This window comes from Xanthomonas sp. WHRI 8393, from assembly GCF_040203315.1.
In the GTDB taxonomy this organism is placed as follows: domain Bacteria; phylum Pseudomonadota; class Gammaproteobacteria; order Xanthomonadales; family Xanthomonadaceae; genus Xanthomonas; species Xanthomonas arboricola.
The window spans coordinates 970,945-994,554 of record NZ_JBEGGL010000002.1 but is presented as its reverse complement, the minus strand read 5'-3'; the positions used below and the strand labels follow the sequence as shown (position 1 = coordinate 994,554).

Sequence of the window (23,610 nt, the reverse complement as noted above, 5' to 3'; positions counted from 1 at the left end):
GTCTCCCCACAAAGCCCCGGCACTGCCGGGGCTTTGTGTATCTGCCCCCGGCGCAGCGCGCACTGCCCTGCCGCCGGCTGCGATCGCACCGCCCGCGCAGCGCCGTGCACCGCCAGCGGACCCGGCTGTCTGCAATGCACGATTGGTGCTTCAGTTGCATGACCACATGGCCGATATCCAGTCATAGCTAACGACGCGTATGGATATGACGACCACCTCGACTCCCGCTTCAGACACACGCGAATTTGATTTTGGCGACCGCGATTTCAAGCGCGTCTGCGACCTGATCTATCAGCGTGTCGGCATCGCCCTGGCTCCGGCCAAGCGCGACATGGTGTATGGCCGGTTGTCGCGTCGCCTTCGCGTGCTCGGCCTGCGCTCCTTCCGCGACTACCTGGACCAGCTGGAAGCAGGCAACGACGAGGAGGAATGGCAGGCGTTCACCAACGCGCTGACCACCAACCTGACCTCGTTCTTCCGCGAGCCGCACCACTTCGACAAGCTGCGCGAAGAACTGCAAAAGCGCGCCTCGCAGGCGCCGTTGAAGATCTGGTCGTGCGCGGCTTCGACCGGTGAGGAGCCCTACTCCATCGCCATCACCGCCTGCGAAGCCTTCGGCACCTTGACCCCGCCGGTCAGCATCGTCGCTACCGACGTCGACACCCAGGTGCTGGAGACCGCCTCGCGCGGCGTCTACGCCATCGACCGCGTCGCCTCGCTGGACGCATCGATCAAGCGCAAGTACTTCCAGCGCGGCAGCGGCCCCAACGAAGGCAAGTGCCGGGTCATCCCGGCATTGCGCCAGCTCATCGAATACCGCCAGTTGAACCTGCTGGCACCGCGTTACGACGTGGGCGGCCCGTATGCGGCGTTGTTCTGCCGCAACGTGATGATCTACTTCGACAAACCGACCCAGCGCGGCATCCTGTCGCGGCTGGTCAGCCACATGGGCGACGACGGTCTGCTCTACACCGGGCATTCGGAGAACTACCTGCACGCGGCCGATCTGATCCAGCCGTGCGGGCGCACGCTGTATCGGCGCAGCCCGCGCGCGGGAGCGTCTGCATGAGTACCGCCGTGCAGGTCGACGATGTCATGCGCTACCGCGATTCGCGGTTCCAGACCATCACCGCCAAGCTGTTGCCCACCCAATACCTGGTGGTCGACGACGACACCGCGTTGACGACCACCTTGGGATCGTGCGTTGCCGCCTGCCTGCGCGACCCGGTCCTGAAGATCGGCGGCATGAATCACTTCCTGTTGCCGGAAGGACAGGTCGGCGATGGCGCACCCGCGCGTTACGGCAGTTATGCGATGGAGTTGCTGATCAACGACATGCTCAAGCGCGGCGCGCATCGCAAACGCATCGAAGCCAAGGTCTTCGGCGGCGCCAACGTGCTCAAGGGCTTCACCAGCAACCCGGTCGGCACCCGCAACGCCGAGTTCGTGCGCCAGTACCTGCAGGCCGAACACATTCCCATCATTGCCGAAGATCTGTGCGGCATCCATCCGCGCAAGGTGTGGTTCTTCCCGACGACCGGACGCGTGGTCGTGCAGCGCTTGCCGCATGCACACGAAGCCGAAGTCGCCGCCACCGAATCGGCCGTGCGCGCCCGTCTGTCCAAAGCACCGGTTACCGGTGGAGTGGAGTTGTTCGAATGACGCTGGAAACCCCTGTGCGTGTATTGATCGTCGACGACTCGGCGGTCGTACGCCAGATGCTGACCGAAATCCTCTCGCGCGATGCCGGCATCGAGGTGATCGGCTCGGCCGCCGACCCGATCCTGGCGCGCGAAAAGATCAAACGCCTCAATCCGGACGTGATCACGCTGGATGTGGAAATGCCGCGCATGGACGGCCTGGTGTTTCTGGAAAACCTGATGCGCCTGCGCCCCACCCCGGTGGTGATGATTTCGTCGCTGACCGAGCGCGGCGCCGACACCACCTTGCAGGCCCTGTCGCTAGGCGCGGTGGATTTCGTCTCCAAGCCCAAGATCGACGTCGCACGCGGGCTGGAAGGCTACGCGGAAGAAATCGTCAGCAAGGTCAAGATGGCCTCCAAGGCCAAGGTCAGCGCGCTCAATCGTCCCAGCGCGCCCAAGGTTACCCTGGACATGCAGTCCGCACCGGTTCCCGGCAGCGCGCTGCGCTTCCGCACCACCGACCGCCTGATCGCCATCGGCGCCTCGGCCGGCGGCACCGAAGCCCTGCGCGTGGTGCTCGAACACATGCCCGCCGATGCCCCGGCGGTGGTGATGACCCAGCATCTGCCGGCCAGCTTCAGCACCGCCTTCGCCGAACGCCTCAATCGCCACTCGGCGATGTCGGTGCGCGAGGCAAGCGATGGCGAGGCGATCCTGCCGGGCCACGCCTACCTGCCGCCGGGCGGCCAGCACCTGCGCATCATCCGCGACGGTGCGCGCTGGCGCTGCCGCATCGACGACGGCCCGCCGGTCAATCGCCACAAGCCGGCGGTGGACGTGCTGTTCCGCTCCGTCGCCGCCAACGCCGGCCCGAACGCGGTCGGCGCCATCCTCACCGGCATGGGCGACGACGGTGCACGCGGCCTGCTGGAAATGTTGCAGGCCGGTGCGCCCACGCTGGTGCAGGACGAAGCCAGCAGCGTGGTGTGGGGCATGCCCGGCGCCGCCTACAAGCTCGGTGCCGCGCAGGAAGTGGTGCCGCTGAGCCGCGTTGCCGAGCGCCTGATCGCGCTGTCGGCACAGGCGCGTTGATCCGGCATGACCGTTCGTCCCCCGCATCCGGCTGAACAGGCGGCGGTTCCCGGCGTCGCGGTAACCGCATCGCTGGCGACGGCGGAGACACCGGCAGATCACGCGCCCCTGCCCAGGACGTTCAAGGTCGGGCCGATCACCGCTGGCGTGAGCAGGCCGGACGAACATCCCGATGCCACGCGCTCGCGCCTGCTGGCCGAAGCGCTGGACGGCAGCAGCAGTGCGATCCTGATCTGCGATCTCCAATCGCGCTTGCTCTACGCCAACGACGGCTTCCAGCGCATGTTCGGCTATACCGAGGCCGAACTGGTCGGCAAGCGTCCCTCGGACGTGCTGACCCGCGCGCAAAGCGACCAGGACGAGGTGGCGCGCATCCGCGACCGCGCCGATGCGTTGCAGCAGACCCAGGCCGACCTGCTGGTGTACCGCAAGGACGGCACGCCGCTGTGGATTTCGCTCAACTTCAATCCGATCTACGACGCCAGGCATCTGCCGTCGCATTACGTGGCGGTGCTGACCGACATCACCGACACCAAGATGCATGAGGTGCTGCAGCACCGCGTGCTCGAGGCGCTGGTGCAGGAACGGCCGCTGATCGATGTGATGACGCTGATCTGCACCGAGGTCGAGCGCATCGCACCGGACGTGCTGGCCACGGTCATGAGCGCGGACAACCAGGGCTGCCTGCATTCGCTGGCCGCCCCCAGCCTGCCGCCGGAATATGCCGATGCGGTCAACGGACTGAAGATCGCGCCGGGTGCAGGCGCCTGCGGTACGGCCGCCTGGCGCGGCCGCCCGGTGATGGTGGAAGACATCGCCACCGACCCGCTGTTTGCGCAATTCCGCGAACTGCTGCTGCCGATGGGTCTGCGCGCGTGCTGGAGCACACCGATCCGCTCCAACAGCGCACGCGTGCTGGGTACCTTCGCGCTGTACTACCGCAAGGCGCAGCGTGCCGATGCCTGGCACGTACGCCTCACCGATCTGTGCCAGCAGCTGTGCACGCTGGCGCTGGAACGCGAACAGATCCGCCAGCGCGTGCATCAACTGGCGTTCTACGATGCGCTGACCGGCCTGCCCAACCGCATCATGTTCAGCGCACGCGCCGAGCAAGCCCTGACACAGGCCGAATACGCCGGCGAACCGGCCACGTTGATGTTCATCAACATCGACCGCTTCAAGTTGATCAACGACAGCCAGGGCCATGCCGCCGGCGATGGCCTGTTGCGCGACATCGCCTTGCGCATCGGCGAACAGCTGACCGCCACCGCCATGCTGGCGCGCCTGGCCGGCGACGAATTCGCGCTCGCGCTGCCGCAATGCAGTGCCGAGCAAGCCAGTGCCGCCGCAGAACGCGTGCTGGGCACCATCGCCAGGCCGTTGCCGGTCGGGCACATGACCGTGCATCCGTCGGCCAGTATCGGCGTGGCGATGTTTCCCGAAGATGGGCGCGACATCAACATCCTGCTGCGGCATGCCGATCTGGCCATGAACCGCGCCAAGCAGGAAGGCGGTGGACGGTTCCGTTTCTTCAGTTCCGACATGAACCGCATGGCGCAGGAACGCGTTGCGCTGGAAGCGGAGCTGCGCCAGGCGATCGACCGCGATCAACTGCAGTTGCACTACCAACCGCAGTTGCACAGCGCCGCACCGCACGCGCTATACGGCGTGGAAGCGCTGTTGCGCTGGAATCATCCGCAGATGGGCGCCATTTCGCCGGCGCGGTTCCTGCCCGTGGCCGAAGAGCAAGGCATGATGCCGCAGCTCAACGACTGGGTGCTGCGCAGCGCCTGCCGGCAGATCGCCGATTGGCGCAAGCGCGGCGTGCCGGTGTCGCGCGTGTCGGTGAACCTGTCGGCGAGCAGCTTCGAAAGCCCGCGCATGCTCAGCGACCTGCTGCGCCTGATCGCCGACATGGGCGCGCAGCCCTCCGACCTCACCCTGGAAATGACCGAGAGCGTGATGCTCTCCGGGCAACCCGGCGTCCTGGAAAACCTGCACGCCATCCGCGAAGCCGGCATCTCGTTGTCGCTGGACGACTTCGGCACCGGCTATTCCAGCCTGAGCCACCTGCATCGCCTGCCGATCGACGAGCTCAAGCTGGACATGAGCTTCGTGCGCGACATCGAACACAGCGAAGACGCCCGCGCCCTCACCACCTCGGTGCTGCGCATCGGCGAGCATCTGCGCAAGCACGTGGTTGCCGAAGGCGTGGAAAACGAAGCCCAACGCCTGTTCCTCGCCGACCTCGGTTGCGAAGTGCTGCAGGGCTATCTGTTTTCGCGGCCATTGCCGGCGGCGGCACTGGAAGCCTGGTTGGGTACGCAGCCTTAGTGCGGCTCACGACAACTATGTCGTGGTTTATCAGGCTGTTCTCATAGCGTTTTACGCCCGCATCAACAGATCGAAGCAAACTGCCAGAAGGCAAGGCATCTGATCTGGTGCCTCTGTGCAGGGTCCTTGCCCGCCCACCCTCGCAGGACACGCCGCAAGTACATCCCTGTAGGCGCTTACGCGGCATCCATGCCGCGCAAGGTCCGGCGACGGTGCGCAGGCTAGGACCAAGTGAGGTGGTCGGTGCTCATCGTTGCAAGCAGCGCCAACTGAGGTGGCCGGTGCTCATGCTTGCAAGCAACGCATGGTGTCGTTCTGATCGCCAGATCAGCAGCACATCATGAGAGCGATGCCTGTGCCTGACTGTTGTCTTCAAGCGCGCGCCTTTGCATCCGCGTCGAATCCGATGCCACGGTGCGCTTCAACCAACCCAGCAATTGCGCAGTGACGAAGGCCGGATTCTCCAGCGATGCGATGTGCCCGGCATCGGGGATCAGCTCATAGTCGCACCCGATCACCTCGGCCATCAGCCACAGCTCTTCGGGCGGGCGCGGAATATCGTCTGCGCCGCCGAGCAGGAAGGTGCTGGCCGGATTCAGCGCGGACATCGCCTCCAGGCGATCCGCGCGCCCGAAGATCAGCCGGCCCAGCGGCACGATGGAGGTGCGCAACTGCTCGGCCGACAGCGCCGCCAGACGCTGCGCAAACGCAGCCGGCAGCGCGGAATTCAGATCGATGCCGGGGCGGAAAAAGATCGGCACGATCGCCTCGATCAACGCGGGCGTCACCTGCCCGGCCGCTTCGATCGCATCGAGCAGAGCGAAATAACGCGTTTGCGTGGCCTGCGGCTCGGCACCCAGGAAGGTATCCATCAGCACCAGGCTGCGCACACGCTGCGGTGCCAGCAGCGCCAGCTCGGCGCCCCACATGCCACCGACCGACAGGCCGACCACTGCGCATTGCGGTAGCTCCAGCGCATCCAGCAACAGCAGCATCTGCCTGGCAAGGTCGCCCACCGTCTGCGTGCCCGCTGGCAGTGCCGCCGATTGCCCGTGCCCCCACAACTCGGGAACGATGACCCGATAGTGCGGCGAGAGCGCCTGGATCTGCGGTTCCCACATGGCCGCGTCCCAGAGATAACTGTGGCCAAGCAACACCGGAAACCCTTGACCGTATTGTGCGTAATGCAGCGTTTGACCAGCGATCGTGCAAGTGGGCATTGGAGATCAATCAGAGCGATGGGAGCGGCGCCACTCTAGACCTCCGGACTTCAGATTTTTGTTGCAATGCGATAGCCGAGTTAACTGCGATTGCCTTAACTCCCGACATTACGCAGCTAAAACGAAGTCATCGCCCGAATAACGAAAAACGCCCGGCATTGCCGGGCGTTTTCGAACAGCTGAGCAACCAGCTGGATCAGGCAGCGACGGTGTCGGCCACGTCCTGATATTCCTGGATCTGATCGAAGTTCATGTAGCGGTAGATCTGATCGCCACTGGTCTTGATCACGCCCACATCGGCCATGTACTCGTCCTTGGTCGGGATGCGGCCCAGACGCGAGCAGATCGCCGCCAGTTCCGCCGAACCCAGGTACACGTTGGTATTGCGGCCCAGACGATTCGGGAAGTTACGCGTTGAGGTGGAGAACACCGTGGCGCCCTCGCGTGCCTGCGCCTGGTTGCCCATGCACAGCGAGCAGCCCGGCATTTCCATGCGTGCACCGGCCGCGCCGAAGGTGCCGTAATGGCCTTCCTTGGTCAGCTCGGAGGCGTCCATCTTGGTCGGCGGTGCAACCCACAGACGGGTCGGGATATCGCGCTTGCCTTCCAGCAACTTGGCAGCGGCACGGAAGTGACCGATGTTGGTCATGCACGAACCGATGAACACCTCGTCGATCGCCGCACCGGCCACGTCGGACAGCGTCTTGACGTCGTCCGGGTCGTTCGGGCACGCCACGATCGGCTCGTGGATGTCGGCCAGGTCGATCTCGATGACGGCGGCGTACTCGGCGTCGGCATCGGGCTGCAGCAGCTGCGGATCGGCCAGCCACTCTTCCATCTTCTTGATGCGGCGGCCCAGCGTGCGTGCATCGGCATAGCCTTCGGCAATCATCCAGCGCAGCAGGGTGATGTTGCTGGTCAGGTATTCGATGATCGGCGCCTTGTCCAGGTGCACGGTGCAACCGGCCGCCGAACGCTCGGCCGAGGCATCGGACAGCTCGAACGCCTGTTCCACCTTCAGGTTCGGCAGGCCTTCGATTTCCAGGATGCGGCCGGAGAAGATGTTCTTCTTGCCCTGCTTGGCCACGGTCAGCAGACCGTCCTTGATCGCGTACAGCGGGATCGCGTTGACCAGGTCACGCAAGGTCACGCCCGGCTGCATCTCACCCTTGAAGCGCACCAGCACGCTCTCGGGCATGTCCAGCGGCATCACGCCGGTGGCGGCCGCGAAGGCCACCAGGCCGGAGCCGGCCGGGAACGAAATGCCGATCGGGAAACGCGTGTGCGAGTCGCCACCGGTACCGACGGTGTCGGGCAGCAGCATGCGATTGAGCCAGCTGTGGATCACGCCATCGCCCGGACGCAGCGACACGCCGCCTCGGGTGGAGATGAACTCCGGCAAGGTGTGGTGGGTCTTGACGTCGACCGGCTTCGGATAAGCGGCGGTGTGGCAGAACGACTGCATCACCAGGTCGGCCGAGAAGCCCAGGCAAGCCAGGTCCTTGAGCTCGTCGCGGGTCATCGGGCCGGTGGTGTCCTGCGATCCCACCGAGGTCATCTTCGGCTCGCAATAGGTACCCGGGCGCATGCCCTGGCCTTCCGGCAAGCCGCAGGCGCGGCCGACCATCTTCTGCGCGAGCGAGAAGCCCTTGCCGGTGTCCGGCGGGTCCATCGGCAGGCGGAACAGGTCCGAGGCCGGCAGGCCCAGGAACTCGCGCGCCTTGGCGGTCAGGCCGCGGCCAACGATCAGCGGAATGCGGCCACCGGCGCGCACTTCGTCGAACAGCACATCCGACTTCATCGCGAACTCGGCGATCACCTGCCCGTTCTTCAGCGCCTTGCCGTCGTACGGACGCAGCTCGACCACATCGCCGTGCTCCATCTGCGACACGTCCAGCTCGATCGGCAACGCGCCGGCGTCTTCCATCGTGTTGTAGAAGATCGGGGCGATCTTGCTGCCCAGGCACACGCCGCCGAAGCGCTTGTTCGGAATGAACGGAATGTCCTCGCCGGTCCACCACAGCACCGAGTTGGTCGCCGACTTGCGCGAGGAACCGGTACCAACCACATCGCCCACGTAGGCGACCAGATGGCCCTTGTCCTTGAGATCGGCGATGGCCTGGATCGGGCCGCGCTTGCCGTCTTCTTCCGGCTCGAAGGCCGCGCCGTCGCGCTTGTTCTTCAGCATCGCCAGCGCGTGCAGCGGGATGTCCGGGCGCGTGGTCGCATCCGGAGCCGGCGACAGGTCGTCGGTGTTGGTCTCGCCCGGCACCTTGAACACGGTGACGGTCATGCTCTGCGGCACTTCCGGCTTGCTGGTGAACCACTCGGCATCGGCCCAGCTCTGCAGCACGGCCTTGGCATGCGCATTACCGGCTTCGGCCTTTTCCTGCACGTCGTGGAAGGCGTCGAACACCAGCAAGGTGTGCTTGAGCGCTTCGGCGGCGGTGGCGCCCAGCTCGGTGTTGTCGAGCAGGTCGATCAGCGGCTGGATGTTGTAGCCACCCAGCATGGTGCCGAGCAGCTCGGTTGCACGCGTCGGGCTGATCAGCGCGGTTTTCTCGGTGCCGAAGGCCACCGCAGCCAGGTACGAAGCCTTGACCTTGGCGGCATCATCCACGCCAGCCGGCACGCGCTGGCTGAGCAGCTCGACCAGGAATTCTTCTTCGCCCGCCGGCGGAGCCTTCAGCAGCTCGATGACCTCGGCGGTCTGCTGCGCGGTCAGCGGCAGCGGCGGGATACCGAGCGCGGCGCGCTCTGCAACGTGGTGGCGGTAGGCTTCCAACATGCGGATTCTCCGAAAGACAACAGTGAATGTGTAGACGCGAAACGTGGATCAGCTTGCGGGTTTGGGAACAACGATCTTCAAACCCTTGAAGTAGTCGCGGAAAAAGCCCTCGTCGCGGGTGATCAACCCGTCGCACTGGAGCAGCGCGTGGGCGCCGATCAGGAAATCGGCCACCACCCGCTCGCGTTTGCCGCCGCGCGCGCGGAAGCGCTTGTTCATATGGCCGGCGCGCACCGCCGCCGCTTCCTGGGTGGCTTCGTAACGCACCCCGATCGAGGCCAGGGTTTCCATCAGGTCGACCTGGGTATCGAGCATGGCCAGCACCTCGGCCACCACTGCATCGCAGACCACCACCTCGTCGCGCGCCAGCGCATCGCCGATGCAGATCTCCGACACCTCGCCGTAGACCGCATCGCCGACCAGGATGTCCAGCAGCACCGATGAATCCAGGGCGATCATGGGTCGAACGGATCCCCGGGGGCGCGGCCGCGGATGGCGCGCATCGCCTCGTCGGTGCTGGTCAGCCCGTCGACCAGCTTGAACTTGCCGCGCACCTTGCGCAGCGCCTCGCTGACGTCCTTGCGCAGGATGATGCGCCCGCCGTCGAGCTCGATCTTGAGTGTGGTGCCCTTGGTCAGTCCCAGGGCATCGCGCACGGCCTTGGGCAGCGTGATCTGTCCGCGTTCGGCAACTGTGGCTTCCATGGAGGTGACCCCGGCAAAAAGTATGCGCCGATTTTACATACTTGACTTGTCGTACTCAAGGCCACATACCCTGTCCTGCAACCGAACGTACACACTGAATTGGTCACACTGTTCCAAACAGACCTACAGCCTGCAGCCATAGGAGTGATGCATGAGCGATTCCTTTTCCACCCGCACCTCGCTTGAGGTCCACGGCAAGCGCTACGAGTACTACAGCCTGCCGAAGCTGGGCGAGCGCTTCGATATCGGCCACCTGCCCTATTCGATGAAGATCCTGCTGGAGAACCTGCTCCGGCACGAGGACGGCGGTGTCACCGTCGGCAAGGACCACATCGAAGCGGTCGCCAGGTGGGACCCCAAGGCCGAGCCCGATATCGAAATCGCCTTCATGCCCGCCCGCGTGGTGCTGCAGGACTTCACCGGCGTGCCATGCGTGGTCGACCTGGCCGCGATGCGCGATGCCGTGGTCAAGCTCGGCGGCAACGCCGACCAGATCAACCCGCAGATCCCCTCCGAACTGGTCATCGACCACTCGGTGCAGGTGGACGTGTTCGGCTCGGCCGATGCGCTCGACCTCAACGGCAAGATCGAATTCCAGCGCAACCAGGAACGCTACGGCTTCCTGCGCTGGGGCCAGAAGGCGTTCGAAAACTTCAAGGTGGTGCCGCCCAACACCGGCATCGTCCACCAGGTGAATCTGGAGAATCTGGCGCGCGTGGTGATGAGCGCGGACAAGGACGGGACACAGATCGCCTACCCGGACACCGTGTTCGGCACCGACAGCCATACCACCATGATCAACGGCATCGGCGTGCTGGGCTGGGGCGTGGGCGGGATCGAGGCCGAGGCCGCGATGCTGGGGCAGCCCTCGTCGATGCTGATTCCGCAGGTGGTCGGCTTCAAGCTCAGCGGCAAGCTGCCCGAAGGCGCCACCGCCACCGATCTGGTGCTCACCGTCACCCAGATGCTGCGCAAGGCCGGCGTGGTCGGCAAGTTCGTCGAGTTCTACGGCGAAGGCCTGCAGCATCTGCCGCTGGCCGACCGCGCCACCATCGGCAACATGGCACCGGAATACGGCGCCACTTGCGGCATCTTCCCGGTCGACGACGAATCGCTGACCTATCTGCGCCTGTCCGGCCGCAGCGAGGAGCAGATCGCGCTGGTCGAAGCCTATGCCAAGGCGCAGGGCCTGTGGCACGACGCCAACACCCCGCCGGCGCAGTACAGCGCCACGCTGGAGCTGGACATGGGCGAGGTCAAGCCGTCGCTGGCCGGCCCCAAGCGCCCGCAGGACCGCGTGCTGCTGGAAGACATGCAGTCCAACTTCCGCGAGAGCCTCAAGCCGTTCGTGGATGCGCGCAGCAAGCGCCTGACCGACATCAAGCAGGAAGACCGGCTGAAGAACGAAGGCGGCGGCGGCACTGCGGTCGGCGCCAAGGCAGCGCAGGCCGAGAGTTCCACCGACAGCGGTGCCGGCTGGCAGCTGCGCGACGGCTCGGTGGTGATCGCCGCGATCACCTCGTGCACCAACACCTCCAACCCGGCAGTGATGCTGGGCGCCGGCCTGCTCGCGCGTAACGCGGCGGCCAAGGGGCTGAAGGCGCAGCCATGGGTGAAGACCTCGCTCGGGCCGGGCTCACGCGTGGTCACCGATTACCTGAGCAAGGCCGGTGTGCTCGCCGATCTGGAAACGCTCGGTTTCTACGTGGTCGGCTACGGCTGCACCACCTGCATCGGCAACTCCGGCCCGCTGCCGGACGATGTGTCTGCGGCGATCGCCAAGGACGACCTGGTGGTGTCTTCGGTGTTGTCGGGCAACCGCAACTTCGAAGGCCGCGTGCATCCCGAAGTGAAGATGAACTACCTCGCCTCGCCGCCGCTGGTGGTGGCGTACGCGATCGCCGGTACCACCGACATCAACCTCACCACGGATCCGCTCGGCACCGGTAGCGACGGGCAGCCGGTGTATCTGCGCGACATCTGGCCGAGCAACAAGGAAATCGGCGACACCATCGCCGCCACCGTCGGCCCGGAAATGTTCAAGCAGAACTACGCCGACGTGTTCAAGGGCGACAGCCGCTGGAACACCATCGCCTCCCCGGATGGTGCGCTGTACGAATGGGACGCGGCCTCGACCTACATCAAGAACCCGCCCTACTTCGACGGCATGACCATGCAGGTCGGCCATGTCGAGGACGTGCACGGTGCGCGCATCATGGGCCTGTTCGGCGACTCGATCACCACCGACCACATCTCGCCGGCCGGCAACATCAAGAAGGATTCGCCGGCGGGCCGTTTCCTGCAGGAGCGCGGCGTGCAACCGGCCGACTTCAACAGCTACGGCAGCCGCCGCGGCAATGACGACGTGATGGTGCGCGGTACCTTCGCCAACATCCGCATCAAGAACCTGATGTTCGGCGGCGAAGAAGGCGGCAACACGCTGTACTACGGAAAGGACGGCGCGGCGCCGGAAAAACTGGCGATCTACGATGCGGCAGTGAAGTACAAGGCCGACGGCGTGCCGCTGGTGGTGCTGGCCGGCAAGGAATACGGTACCGGCTCCTCGCGCGACTGGGCGGCCAAGGGCACCAACCTGCTCGGCGTCAAGGCGGTGATCGCCGAGAGCTTCGAGCGTATCCATCGCTCCAACCTGGTCGGCATGGGCGTGCTGCCGCTGCAGTTCCTGGAGAACGAAAACGCGCAGACGCTGGGCCTGGATGGTTCCGAAGTGCTCGACATTACCGGCCTGCAGGACGGCGCCAGCCGCCGTGCCACCGTGGATGCCAGAAAGTCCGACGGCAGCGTCAAGCAGTTCCAGGTCAAGGTGCTGCTGCTGACGCCCAAGGAAGTGGAGTACTTCAAGCACGGCGGCCTGCTGCAGTACGTGCTGCGCCAACTGGCCGCACGCAAGGCAGCCTGATCGCAAGGCGCGCTGCGCCATCAGCTCGACGACACTCCCGCCGCCTGGCGGGAGTGTCGTTTTGGGTGGCCAGAACTCGCCAACGCCGGGACGGTGAACCGTCGTCGGAGGCAGCAAGACGCTGCACGCGACGCAGCGCAACGGGGGAGATACCTTGCCACCAGACACTGGCCGCGCTCGCCTGACGATGCGCACACCGGAGTCGCCGTGCTCAGCGCCCCGCGGGCTCCCATTGCGCGTGCGTCAGCTGCCAGTCGCCGTCCTGCAGGCGCCAGCCGGTGGTCACCTGATAGGTCTGTGCCTGCTCGGGCAGCCAGCGTCCGCTGCCACCGGTCAGCAGCGCGGTGAAGCGCACGCGCGCGGTGTCGTCGCGCAGCTGCACCTCCACCGGCCCCAGGGTCACGCCGATGCGGCGGTTGCCCAGCATCTGCAGTTGCATCAGTCGCCGCAGCCCGGCTGCGTCCAGCCCTTGTTCGCCGACAAAGTCCTCGGCCACCGGCGCCATCGCCGCGCCAATCTGCCGCGCCTCGATCGCCTGATGCATCGCTTCCAGTGTTGCGCGTAGCCGTTGCTCCGGTGCGGCACGCGTGCAACCGCTCAAGGCCACGACCAAAATCGCGACCAGCCCGACCCGCCACCACGCTTGAATGCTGCTCTGCATCACGCTTCGCCTTTTCCATCCATGACGGTATGCTGCCCGCTGTTGTAGTGCCGTGGAACACACCGCGTCACGTACCGAATACCCTGGAGGGGGGCAGATGAATCAGGCACGTCCTTGGTTGCAAAGTTATCCGGCCGGCGTTGCCGCCGAGATCGATCTGGAGCAGTTCCGTACCGTGGCCGAGGTGTTCGCCACCTCGGTCAAGCGGTTTGCCGACCGCCCCGCGTATCACAGCTTCGGCAAGACCATCACCTATCGCGAAGCTGATCAACTGGTCGAGCAGTTCGCCGCCTATCTGCTTGGCGAACTGCAGTTGAAGAAAGGCGACCGCGTCGCCCTGATGATGCCCAACTGCCTGCAGTATCCGGTCGCCACCTTCGGCATCCTGCGTGCCGGCCTGACCGTGGTCAACGTCAATCCGCTGTACACCCCGCGCGAGCTGAAGCATCAGCTGATCGACTCCGGCGCCAGCGTGCTGGTGGTGATCGACAACTTCGGCACCACCGTGCAGCAGGTCATCGCCGACACCCCGGTCAAGCAGGTGATCACCACCGGGCTGGGCGACATGCTCGGCTTCCCGAAAGCGGCGCTGGTCAATTTCGTCGTCAAGTACGTCAAGAAGCTGGTGCCCGATTACCGCATCAATGGCGCGATCCGTTTCCGCGACGCACTGGCGCTGGGCCGCAAGCACAGCGTGCCGACCTTGCAGATCGAGCCCGACGACATCGCCTTCCTGCAGTACACCGGCGGCACCACCGGCGTGGCCAAGGGCGCGATGCTCACCCACCGCAATCTGGTGGCCAACATGCAGCAGGCCCATCAGTGGCTTGCCGGCACCGGCAAGCTGGAAGAAGGCGCCGAGGTGGTGATCACCGCGCTGCCGCTGTACCACATCTTCGCATTGACGGCCAACGGCCTGGTCTTCATGAAGATCGGCGGCTGCAATCACCTGATCAGCAATCCGCGCGACATGCCCGGCTTCGTCAAGGAACTGAAGAAGACCCGCTTCACCGCCTTCACCGGGGTCAACACGCTGTTCAACGGCCTGCTCAATACCCCCGGCTTCGATCAGGTGGATTTCTCCTCGCTCAAGATGACCCTCGGCGGCGGCATGGCGGTGCAACGTTCGGTCGCCGAACGCTGGAAAAAAGTCACCGGCCTGACCCTGGTCGAGGCCTACGGCCTGACCGAAACCTCGCCGGCCGCCTGCATCAACCCGATGGACCTGAAGGACTACAACGGCTCGATCGGCCTGCCGATTCCGTCCACCGATGCCTGCATCAAGGACGACGCCGGTGTGGCGCTGCCATTGGGCGAGATCGGCGAGCTATGCATCAAGGGCCCGCAGGTGATGAAGGGCTACTGGAAGAAGCCCGAAGAAACCGCCAAGGTCATGGATGCCGACGGCTGGCTGCATACCGGCGATATCGCGCGGATGGACGAACAGGGCTTCGTCTACATCGTCGACCGCAAGAAGGACATGATCCTGGTGTCCGGCTTCAACGTGTATCCGAACGAGATCGAGGACGTGATTGCCGAGATGCCCGGCGTGCTGGAAGTGGCCGCCGTCGGCGTACCGGACGAAAAGTCCGGCGAGATCGTCAAGGCCGTCATCGTGAAGAAGGACCCTGCCCTGACCGCCGACGCCGTCAAGGCGCACTGCCGCGCCAACCTGACCGGCTACAAGCAGCCGCGAGTGATCGAATTCCGCAAGGAACTGCCGAAAACCAACGTCGGCAAGATCCTGCGCCGCGAATTGCGGGATACGCCACCCAGGTAATCGCAGACATGTCCCGGCAGGAAGTGAAGATCCTGCCGAAGATGCACACCAGAGGGCTTTCCCGGCGATGGGAAAGCCCTCTGCGTTCATGGAGATAGTGCCGGTGTAGCATCGATTTGGAGTGGATCGTGCGCGCCCGCCGGCATCCACTCTCCCATCGCGGGCCCTCCCAGGATCATGCCCATGAACACGATTGAAAAGCGCTACCTCGGCCGTCCTCACTCAACCATTCGTGTTGACTCATCGGTCGCCGACGGCACCCACTGGTTGTTTATGCATGCGGACGCGGATGCCGGAGTACGGCCGTGCTGCCGGACCGACTTGCTGGAAGACATGTGGGAGATCATGAGCACCATTACCCGCGCTCCGCATGAGCGTCGCACCGGCGAGCTCCGCCATTTCGTACTGGCCTCCGACGCGAACGCATTCAATCTCGGCGGCGATCTGGACCTGTTCGCACGCTTGATCCGCGAACAGAATCGCGAGCAGCTCATGCGTTATGCGATTCGCTGCGTGGAAGGCGTCCATCACCTGCATGTCGGCTTCGGTGGGGACGTACGCAGCATTGCGCTGCTGCAAGGCGATGCATTGGGAGGCGGGCTGGAGATGGCCCTGGCCTGCCACACCATCGTGGCCGAGGAAGGCATCGGCATGGGGCTGCCCGAGGTCCTGTTCGGCCTGTTTCCGGGCATGGGCGCGTATTCCTTCCTGTGCCGTCGCGTTTCGCCCCAACTGGCAGAGAAGATCATTCTCGATGGACGCATCTACAGCAGCGAAGAGATGCATGCGATGGGGATCGTGGACGTGCTGGTGCCCAAGGGACAGGGCGTCGCGGCTACCCAGACCCTCATCCGCCAGCAGAAGCGCATCTCCAATTCCTATCTGGCAATGAACGCGGCGCGCAATCTGGCACAGGCAGTGCCTTACGACGAATTGCTGCGCATTACCGAAGTCTGGGTCGACACGGCGCTGGCACTGAGCGACAAATCGCTGCGTACGATGGACCGCCTGGTCAAGGCACAAAATCGCCGAGCCGGCGCAAGCGTTGCCTGATTTTTGGTCGATCCAATACTGGGGGAATCAGGCCCGGCCGATGGCCGGGCTTTGCTCAGCCCGAATCGCCGTTGCCCGTGACGTCGCCATCGGATGCTTTCTGGGCCCGCAGGGCAAGCGCTTCGCGTCCTTGCATCAACCCGTGATTGAGCTGCTCCAGCCGCTGCCGCCATTCGGCGCGTAACTGGGCTTCGGAAAGCCGCATCAACTCACCGCCCTGCTCGGCCAGTCCGACCAGCCCGAGATTGCTGGACACCCCCTTGACGGCATGCGCATGCTCGCGCAACCGCTCCCAGTCCTGGTCGGCGGCGGCCTTGCCAAGCTGCACCACACAGGCAGCCGCATCGCTGAGGCACTGTTGGATGAACTCGCGTTCGAATTCCTTCCCCATGCCCAGTTCGGCCAGTTCGTCCAGGACCGCAGGATCGAGCACCACACCGCTCAACGCCGGGCCACGCTGGACGATGACCGGATCGGCCTGACGCAACTTCTGGTTGACGGCAATGTCGGCCAGGGTGTCCAGCAACTTGACCGCCGCAACGGGCTTTGCCAGAAATGCATATGCACCCGCTTGCTCGCAACTGCGAATCGACTCGGGTGTCACGTCGGCACTCAGCACCACCACCGGGGTGCCCGGTTTGCCACCCGCCTGCATGACCCGCAGTTGCTTGAGCATGTCCAGGCCGCTGACGCCGGGCATGTGCAGGTCGACGATGGCGGCGTCGTAGTCGGTTTCGGCCAACGCGTCCAGCACGGCCTCACCCCCATCCACGCAGGTCACGCGATGTCCCGCTTTCTGCAACAGCCGCTGCAGGACCAGGCGGTTGGCCAGGTGATCGTCTGCCACCAGGATCATCATGCTGCGTACGCGGGCACGGTGGCGCAGGAATGGATCGGCAAACGCGATCACGTTGCCCGGGATCGTTGTGGCATCGGCGTCCTGCAACACGGGCGGTGTCGAGGTGGCCGGCTTGGCGGTCGCCGGACCGAACGGGAGCTCGAACCAGAACAGGCTACCGCCTTCTGGATTTTCATCGAAACCGATTGCGCCGCCCATCGACTGGACCAGTCCCCGCGCGATGGTCGTTCCCAGCCCGCTGCCTTCGAACCGCCGGGCCAGTCCGGTATCGGCCTGTTCGAAGGCCTCGAACAGGCGCGGGCGCATGTCGACCGGCACGCCGATACCGGTATCCAGAATCTCGAACCGCAGCCGCAGTCCGGCGCGGGCATGCACTGCGGTCGCCGCCTGGGCATTGCTGACCGCCACGGTCAGCTGCACGCGGCCATGATCGGTGAACTTGACCGCATTGCCGACCAGATTGAGCAGGATTTGCTGCAGGTGGATCGCATCCCCATGCAAGAGCGTCGGCACGTCCTCTGCCACGTTCGCCCGGTAGTCCAGGCCCTTGGTCTTCGCCTGCGGTTCCAGGATCAGCGCAATGGCCTGCAGCGTATCGCGCAATGCGAAATCGGACGCATTGATGCGGAGCTTGCCGGCTTCGATGGCCGAGATGTCCAGCACCTCCTCCACCAGCGCCAGCAGACTGCGTGTGGAGGCTTGAATGGTTTTCAGGCATTCGCGCTGCTCATCGTCCAGACGCGTCGTTGCCAATACCTCGGTCATTCCGGACAGACCGTTCAGCGGTGTCCGAAACTCGTGACTCATGTTGGCCAGAAAGCGGCTCTTGGCCTCGCTGGCGCGGCGCGCCTCGGCGGTTGCACGGGTCAACTGCCGCAGCAGACTGGAGAAATACAGCGGAACGGCGGCCAGACCAACCGCAAGCCCGACCCCAAGGCGCTGGTTGCGTTGCCAATATTCGGTCATCGACAGCGTCGTGGAAAAGCTCACCACCGCCATTGCCACCGCAAGATACAGATAGCGGTTGCCGTAGCGCAGGCCGTTACCGACGGTGACCCACATCACCACGACATAGACCCAGGCCAGCGGCTCGCCCATCTGGATCATGCCGGCCGCCATCAACCCGTAATCGGCCAGCATGCCCAGGATGCGACGCGCATCCGAGCGGTCGGGTCGCCACAGCAGCCATCCAAACAACGCCAGGCCAAGCCCGAGACCTGTCAGCACGATGACCAAGACACCGGTGTGCTGGTGCAGCGGCAAACTGTGCCGGACACTCGGCACGAGGACATACGACAGGATCAGGCTGATCAGAACGATGCGGACGATCGCCTGGCCATGTTCGCTGTCAGGTCGATTCATCAACCGCTGCCGGATCCTTCCGAACGGATTCATAGCCTTACACCCCGGGTCGTGCCGATGCGGTCGAGAATTCGCCGCAGATCTGGTCCAGCTGCGCGCGGCCGCGCAGCAGCGCATCCACACAGCGTGGGTCGAACAGGCGACCGCGTTGTGCGTAGAGATAAGCCAGCGCGGCGTCCATGGTCCAGGCCTCCTTGTACGGGCGCGGCGACAACAGCGCGTCGAAGACGTCGGCCACCGCCACGATGCGCGCTTCCAGCGGAATCGCCTCGCCCACCAGTCCATCCGGATAGCCGGTGCCGTCGTAGCGCTCGTGGTGACGCAGCGCGATCAGGGCGCCGACCTGGATGAAGCGGTTCTGGCTGCCGCTGAGCAGCTCGTAGCCGATCCGCGGATGCCGCTTCATGATGCTCATCTCGTCGTCGGTGAGCTTGCCCGGCTTGAGCAGCACCGCATCGGGAATGGCGATCTTGCCCATGTCGTGCAGCGGTGCGGCCATCTCGATGATGCGCACTTCTTCTTCCGACAAGCCGAGCTGCTCGGCGATCAGGCCGGCCACGTGCGACATGCGCTCCAGGAAGGCGCTGGTGCCCGAATCGCGGTACTCGATGGCACGCGCCAGCCGTGACAGCGTCTCGCGTTCGCGCTCCTCGACCTCGTTCATGCTGGCCAGCAGACGCTGCTCCAGCGACAGTGCGCGTTGCTTGACGCTTTCGCTCTGCTGACGCAGCTGCAGCAAATTGGCGCAGCGCGCACGCAGTTCGCGCGGGCGAATCGGCTTGACCAGGAAATCGATCACGCCCGCTTCCAGCGCCGCCTGGCGGATCGGCTCGTCGCCGACGATGGTGATCAGGATGATCGGAATATCGCGATGGCTGGGCAGCCGGCGCAGACGCCGGGCGAACTCCAGGCCATCCATGCCGGGCATGCGGTAGTCGAGCAGCAACAGGTCCACCCGTCCGGCCTCGCACCACGCCAGCGCGTCGAGCGGGTCACCGAAATCGTGGACTTTCAACTCCGGTGCGATGTCCTCGATGACGTGGCGCAGCATCGTCCGCGCAGACATCTGGTCATCGACAATGACGATGTTCAATCCCAGATCCGCCTTTTCCGACCAGCTTCCCGATGGATCCGCCGACGATACGCCGGCAAGATTACCCAAAACATCCTGCATAGCCGTTGCTCCTCTATCCCGAGAACGGAAAAGCGATGACGCCGGCCGCTGTGCCGACTCCCCCGACGATACGCCATTCGGGGCTCCGCTCTAGCATATGCAGTATCTGTGCCGTCGGCACGCCGACGGCACAAAAAAGATCAGGCTTCCGGACGCATGTACGGGAACAGCAGCACATCGCGGATCGAGGTGCTGCCGGTCAGCAGCATCACCAGCCGGTCGATGCCGATGCCCAGACCGCCGGTCGGCGCCATGCCGTACTCCAACGCACGGATGTAATCGGCGTCGTAATGCATCGCTTCGTCGTCTCCACCGTCCTTGGCCTGCACCTGCGCCTGGAAGCGCGCGGCCTGGTCTTCCGGGTCGTTGAGCTCGGAGAAGCCATTGGCGAGCTCCTTGCCGTTGATGAACAGCTCGAAGCGGTCGGTGTACCCCGGCTCGGTGTCGCTAGAACGCGCCAGCGGCGACACCTCGACCGGGTGGTCGGTGATGAAGGTCGGCTGCACCAGGGTGTGTTCCACGGTGGCCTCGAAGATTTCCAGCAGCAACTTGCCCCAGCCGTAGGACGGCTTGACCTTGATCTTAAGCCGCTCGCAATGGCGCAGCAGCGCATCGCGATCGGTGCAATCGGCCGCGCTGATCTCCGGATTGTGGTGACGAACGGCCTCATCCATGCGCCAGCGCCGGAAAGCCGGCGCCAGATCGATGGCGGCGCCGTCCCAGTTCACCTGGGCGGTGCCCAGTACCGACTGCGCAGTGTCGCGGATCACCTGCTCGGTCAGGTCCATGATCTCGTGGTACGTGGCATAGGCCTCGTAGAGCTCGAGCATGGTGAACTCGGGGTTGTGCCGGGTCGACACGCCCTCGTTGCGGAAATTGCGGTTGATCTCGTAGACCCGCTCCAGCCCACCGACCACCAGCCGCTTGAGGTACAGCTCCGGCGCCACGCGCAGGTACAGGTCCAGATCCAGCGCGTTGTGGTGGGTGGTGAACGGCTTGGCGGTGGCGCCACCGGGGATGTAATGCATCATCGGCGTTTCCACTTCCAGGAAGCGGCGCGTATCCAGCCAGGCGCGGATCGCGCGGATGATCCTGGAGCGCTTGATGAAGACCTCGCGCGCCTCCGGCGTGACAATCAGATCGACGTAGCGCTGGCGATAGCGCTGCTCTACGTCCGACAGGCCGTGCCACTTGTCCGGCAACGGACGCAGCGACTTGGTCAGCAGGCGCAACGCACTCGCCTTGACCGACAGCTCGCCGGTCTTGGTGCGGGTCAGCCCGCCCTCCACCGCCACGATGTCGCCGACATCCCAGCCCTTGAACGCGGCATAGGCATCGCCCAGCACATTGCCCTGCAGGAACAGCTGCACGCGCCCGGACTCGTCCTGGATCTGCGCAAAGCTGGCCTTGCCCATCACCCGCTTGGCCATCAGGCGGCCGGCCATCCTGACCGTGCGCCCGCTCGCTTCCAGCGCTTCGGATGTCCAGGTGTCGGCATCGGCAAATTCGGCCTGCAGATCGCCGGCGAAGTGTTCGCGCACGAAATCGTTGGGATAGGCGATGCCCTGGCCGCGCAACGCGCCCAGTTTCGCGCGACGCTCGGCGATGAGGCTGTTCTCGTCGGCGGGGATCTGCGGCGCGGGGGTCTGCTCGGTCATGGCGGGAATCGGTCTGCGATAGGTCGGGCGCGTGCCCGGTGGAGAATGCGGAACCGGGCTGGCCGGTTCCTGCGTTTTACGGTGTATCGGTGACAACTGCACGGCGCAACGGGACTGCGTGGCGATGTACAGGCTGCGTGGCGCTGCACATGTCGCAGCGTCCGCGAAAAAAGACGTCGCTGCGCGGCGGGCGCGGCGAGGTCTTGCTGCGGTCAGGCATCCAGGCGCTTGGAGCCTGCCGCCAGACCGGCCTTGAGGCTGGCCTCGACGAATTCGTCCAGGTCGCCGTCCAGCACTTTTTGGGTGTCGCTGCGTTCGATGCCGGTGCGCAGATCCTTGATGCGGCTCTGGTCGAGCACGTAGTTGCGGATCTGGCTGCCCCAGCCAATGTCGGACTTGGTGGCTTCCAGCGCGTCGCGCTCGACGTTGCGCTTCTGCACTTCCAGCTCGTACAACTTGGCGGCCAGCATCTTCATCGCGTTGTCGCGGTTCTGGTGCTGGCTGCGGCCGGTCTGGCAGGCGACCACGGTATTGGTCGGGATGTGCGTGATGCGCACCGCCGATTCGGTCTTGTTGACGTGCTGACCACCGGCGCCCGATGAGCGATACACGTCGGTCCGCAGATCGGCCGGGTTGATGTCGATCTCGATGTTGTCGTCCACTTCCGGCGACACGAACACCGAGGTGAAGCTGGTATGCCGGCGGTTGTCCGAATCGAACGGCGACTTGCGCACCAGCCGGTGCACGCCGATCTCGGTCTTCAGCCAGCCATAGGCGTACTCGCCCTCGATGCGGATCGTGGCCGACTTGATGCCCGCGACTTCGCCGCCGGACACTTCCATCAGCTCGGTCTTCCAGCCGCGCGACTCGGCCCAGCGCAGGTACATGCGCAACAGGATTTCGGCCCAGTCCTGCGCCTCGGTGCCGCCAGCGCCGGCCTGGATGTCGACGAACGCGTTGGCGCCGTCCATCTGGCCGGAGAACATGCGCTGGAATTCCAGCTTCTCGACATGGGTCTGGTACTTGTCCAGATCGGCGATCACCGCCACCGCGGTGTCCTCGTCCTGCTCGCTTTCGGCCAGTTCCAGCAGATCGGCCGCATCGCTCAGGCCGGCCAGCACATCGGCGATGCCGATGACGGTCTTTTCCAGCAGCGAGCGTTCGCGGCCCAGGGCCTGCGCGCGCTCGGCGTCGTTCCACACATCGGGGCTCTCAAGCTCCCGGCTGACTTCTTCTAGACGCTCTTTCTTGACGTCGTAGTCAAAGATACCCCCTGAGCGAGAGCACGCGATCGTTGAGATCGGTGATGCGCTGGCGGATCGGATTGGTTTCGATCATGACGGACTTCCGGCAAACAAGCTGGCTAGTTTAGCAAGCGGGCGACGGTGGCGGAACGCGGTAGGCATGCTGTTCAGCCCGGCATAGCCGGGACCGCTGGCGCCTCGGCATGTCCGGCGGCGCGCCGCAGCGGCGCCAGGTAACGACGGCTGCAGGGCAGCTGGCCATTGCCGGACAGATGCACGCGCGCCTCGCCTGCGTCCAGCGGTTCGATCGACACCACGCAGCCCAGGTTGACGATGTAGCTGCGATGGATTCGCACAAACACGGCCGGATCGAGTCTGGCCTCGATCGCGGCCATCGTGCTGCGCAGTGGGTAATCATGGCCGCGTACATGCAGGTTGACGTAGTTGCCCGACGCCTGGACCCATTCGATGTCGGCAGTGGCGACCAGGAAGTCGCGCCCCAGCTTGCGCACCAGAAAGCGTTCCGGACGGTCCAGCGGCTCGACCGGCGGGCCTTCGTCTGGCGCGGCCAGCAGCCGCACCTCGCCCTGCAGGCGGCGCAGCAAAAACCGGTAGCCATGCATGCACGCAACGATGATCGCGAAAGTACGCACGTCCTTGAGGTACTCGTAAAACAATTCCTGCGGCCACGCTCCAAAATCATAATGTTCGCCCAGCAGCCGATAGGTCAGCATGCGCAGGCCGACCATCGTGACGACATGCACCACCGAGACCGCCACGCTGACCAACAGATACCAGGGTAGCCGGCGCCGCCAGGTATCCAGATGTAACGGCAGCTTCCGCGTGAACCAGGCGATGACGGGGACGAGCATCAGCAGCCAGACCAAGCCGCTGGACATCTCCCACACCCAGGGTTCCCAGCTCTGGATCGGCAGCCCGGCGCGCCGGCGATCCATCAACTCGGTAACGGCGTTGCCACTGGCGTTGACCACCACCACCATCAGCCAAAACAACATGCCTGCGCTGCGCTGCCAAGGCAGAAAGCGCTCCAGGATCGTGCGTGCCGGGTCGGTACTCATCCCCATATTCTAGGCTGGCGGCGCCGATCGTCACCCCAC

At 64.8% G+C, this 23,610-nt stretch carries 16 protein-coding genes and 1 pseudogene; 7 read left to right on the top strand and 10 right to left on the bottom strand.

The annotated features are described in order from the left end of the window. The first annotated feature begins 199 nt into the window (after window positions 1–199). From ABQ137_RS10360 to ABQ137_RS10345, 4 genes and pseudogenes are all read left to right on the top strand, one after another. The gene (locus ABQ137_RS10360) at window positions 200–1,069 is read left to right on the top strand and encodes a CheR family methyltransferase (RefSeq protein ID WP_046342487.1); all 870 of its coding nucleotides are present in this window, start codon (window positions 200–202) and stop codon (window positions 1,067–1,069) included. Then, window positions 1,066–1,662: a chemoreceptor glutamine deamidase CheD gene (cheD, locus tag ABQ137_RS10355; protein ID WP_005993860.1), complete on the top strand. Its 597-nt coding sequence runs from the start codon at window positions 1,066–1,068 to the stop codon at window positions 1,660–1,662. Before ABQ137_RS10360 ends, cheD begins: the two co-directional genes overlap by 4 nt. Further along, a complete protein-coding gene (locus ABQ137_RS10350) occupies window positions 1,659–2,735 on the top strand; it encodes a protein-glutamate methylesterase/protein-glutamine glutaminase (protein ID WP_104541965.1) in 1,077 nt (358 codons plus the stop codon). The genes cheD and ABQ137_RS10350 overlap by 4 nt, the downstream gene beginning before the upstream one ends. 129 nt (window positions 2,736–2,864) lie before the next feature. Then, window positions 2,865–5,069: pseudogene (locus tag ABQ137_RS10345) on the top strand (sensor domain-containing protein); the annotation flags it as partial. Window positions 5,070–5,407: 338 nt separating this feature from the next. Here the strand turns inward: ABQ137_RS10345 and ABQ137_RS10340 are convergent. The 4 genes from ABQ137_RS10340 to ABQ137_RS10325 form a co-directional block, all read right to left on the bottom strand. Beyond that, a complete protein-coding gene (locus tag ABQ137_RS10340; RefSeq protein ID WP_024937704.1) occupies window positions 5,408–6,289 on the bottom strand; it encodes an alpha/beta fold hydrolase in 882 nt (293 codons plus the stop codon). A 196-nt stretch (window positions 6,290–6,485) separates the two neighbouring features. Further along, window positions 6,486–9,077 carry a bifunctional aconitate hydratase 2/2-methylisocitrate dehydratase gene (gene acnB / locus ABQ137_RS10335; RefSeq protein ID WP_104576818.1) on the bottom strand — a complete coding sequence of 864 codons (2,592 nt, stop codon included), beginning with the start codon at window positions 9,075–9,077 and terminating at the stop codon, window positions 6,486–6,488. Window positions 9,078–9,125: 48 nt separating this feature from the next. Then, complete coding sequence (locus ABQ137_RS10330) at window positions 9,126–9,536, bottom strand: type II toxin-antitoxin system VapC family toxin (protein ID WP_024937706.1); 411 nt, start codon at window positions 9,534–9,536, stop codon at window positions 9,126–9,128. Next, window positions 9,533–9,781, bottom strand: a complete 249-nt coding sequence (locus ABQ137_RS10325) for an AbrB/MazE/SpoVT family DNA-binding domain-containing protein (protein ID WP_016903180.1) — start codon at window positions 9,779–9,781, stop codon at window positions 9,533–9,535. The genes ABQ137_RS10330 and ABQ137_RS10325 overlap by 4 nt, the downstream gene beginning before the upstream one ends. Window positions 9,782–9,932: 151 nt before the next feature. Here ABQ137_RS10325 and acnA point away from each other — a divergent pair, with 151 nt between their 5' ends. Then, window positions 9,933–12,701: an aconitate hydratase AcnA gene (gene acnA / locus ABQ137_RS10320; protein ID WP_349782288.1), complete on the top strand. Its 2,769-nt coding sequence runs from the start codon at window positions 9,933–9,935 to the stop codon at window positions 12,699–12,701. 211 nt (window positions 12,702–12,912) lie between these two features. Here acnA and ABQ137_RS10315 read toward each other — a convergent pair whose 3' ends face one another. Then, window positions 12,913–13,362, bottom strand: a complete 450-nt coding sequence (locus tag ABQ137_RS10315) for a Cif family virulence factor (RefSeq protein WP_024937708.1) — start codon at window positions 13,360–13,362, stop codon at window positions 12,913–12,915. Between the two features lie 97 nt (window positions 13,363–13,459). Here ABQ137_RS10315 and rpfB point away from each other — a divergent pair, with 97 nt between their 5' ends. After that, the gene (gene rpfB / locus ABQ137_RS10310; protein ID WP_104568488.1) at window positions 13,460–15,142 is read left to right on the top strand and encodes a fatty acyl-CoA ligase RpfB; all 1,683 of its coding nucleotides are present in this window, start codon (window positions 13,460–13,462) and stop codon (window positions 15,140–15,142) included. Window positions 15,143–15,325: 183 nt separating this feature from the next. Further along, complete coding sequence (locus ABQ137_RS10305; protein WP_104568489.1) at window positions 15,326–16,195, top strand: crotonase/enoyl-CoA hydratase family protein; 870 nt, start codon at window positions 15,326–15,328, stop codon at window positions 16,193–16,195. A gap of 55 nt (window positions 16,196–16,250) precedes the next feature. Here the strand turns inward: ABQ137_RS10305 and ABQ137_RS10300 are convergent, their stop codons facing one another. The 5 genes from ABQ137_RS10300 to ABQ137_RS10280 all read right to left on the bottom strand — a co-directional run bounded on the left by ABQ137_RS10300 (window position 16,251) and on the right by ABQ137_RS10280 (window position 23,508). Continuing rightward, window positions 16,251–18,449: an ATP-binding protein gene (locus ABQ137_RS10300; RefSeq protein ID WP_181097770.1), complete on the bottom strand. Its 2,199-nt coding sequence runs from the start codon at window positions 18,447–18,449 to the stop codon at window positions 16,251–16,253. 4 nt (window positions 18,450–18,453) lie between these two features. Next, complete coding sequence (gene rpfG / locus ABQ137_RS10295; RefSeq protein WP_024937712.1) at window positions 18,454–19,590, bottom strand: cyclic di-GMP phosphodiesterase response regulator RpfG; 1,137 nt, start codon at window positions 19,588–19,590, stop codon at window positions 18,454–18,456. A gap of 140 nt (window positions 19,591–19,730) precedes the next feature. Continuing rightward, a complete protein-coding gene (gene lysS / locus ABQ137_RS10290; RefSeq protein WP_046342469.1) occupies window positions 19,731–21,248 on the bottom strand; it encodes a lysine--tRNA ligase in 1,518 nt (505 codons plus the stop codon). A gap of 212 nt (window positions 21,249–21,460) precedes the next feature. Then, a protein-coding gene (gene prfB / locus ABQ137_RS10285) for a peptide chain release factor 2 (RefSeq protein WP_102252050.1) occupies window positions 21,461–22,586 on the bottom strand; the annotation gives its coding sequence in 2 pieces (ribosomal slippage) (window positions 21,461–22,510 and window positions 22,512–22,586; 1,125 coding nt in all). A 73-nt stretch (window positions 22,587–22,659) separates the two neighbouring features. Next, complete coding sequence (locus ABQ137_RS10280; protein ID WP_243849373.1) at window positions 22,660–23,508, bottom strand: LytTR family DNA-binding domain-containing protein; 849 nt, start codon at window positions 23,506–23,508, stop codon at window positions 22,660–22,662. Window positions 23,509–23,610: the final 102 nt, after the last annotated feature.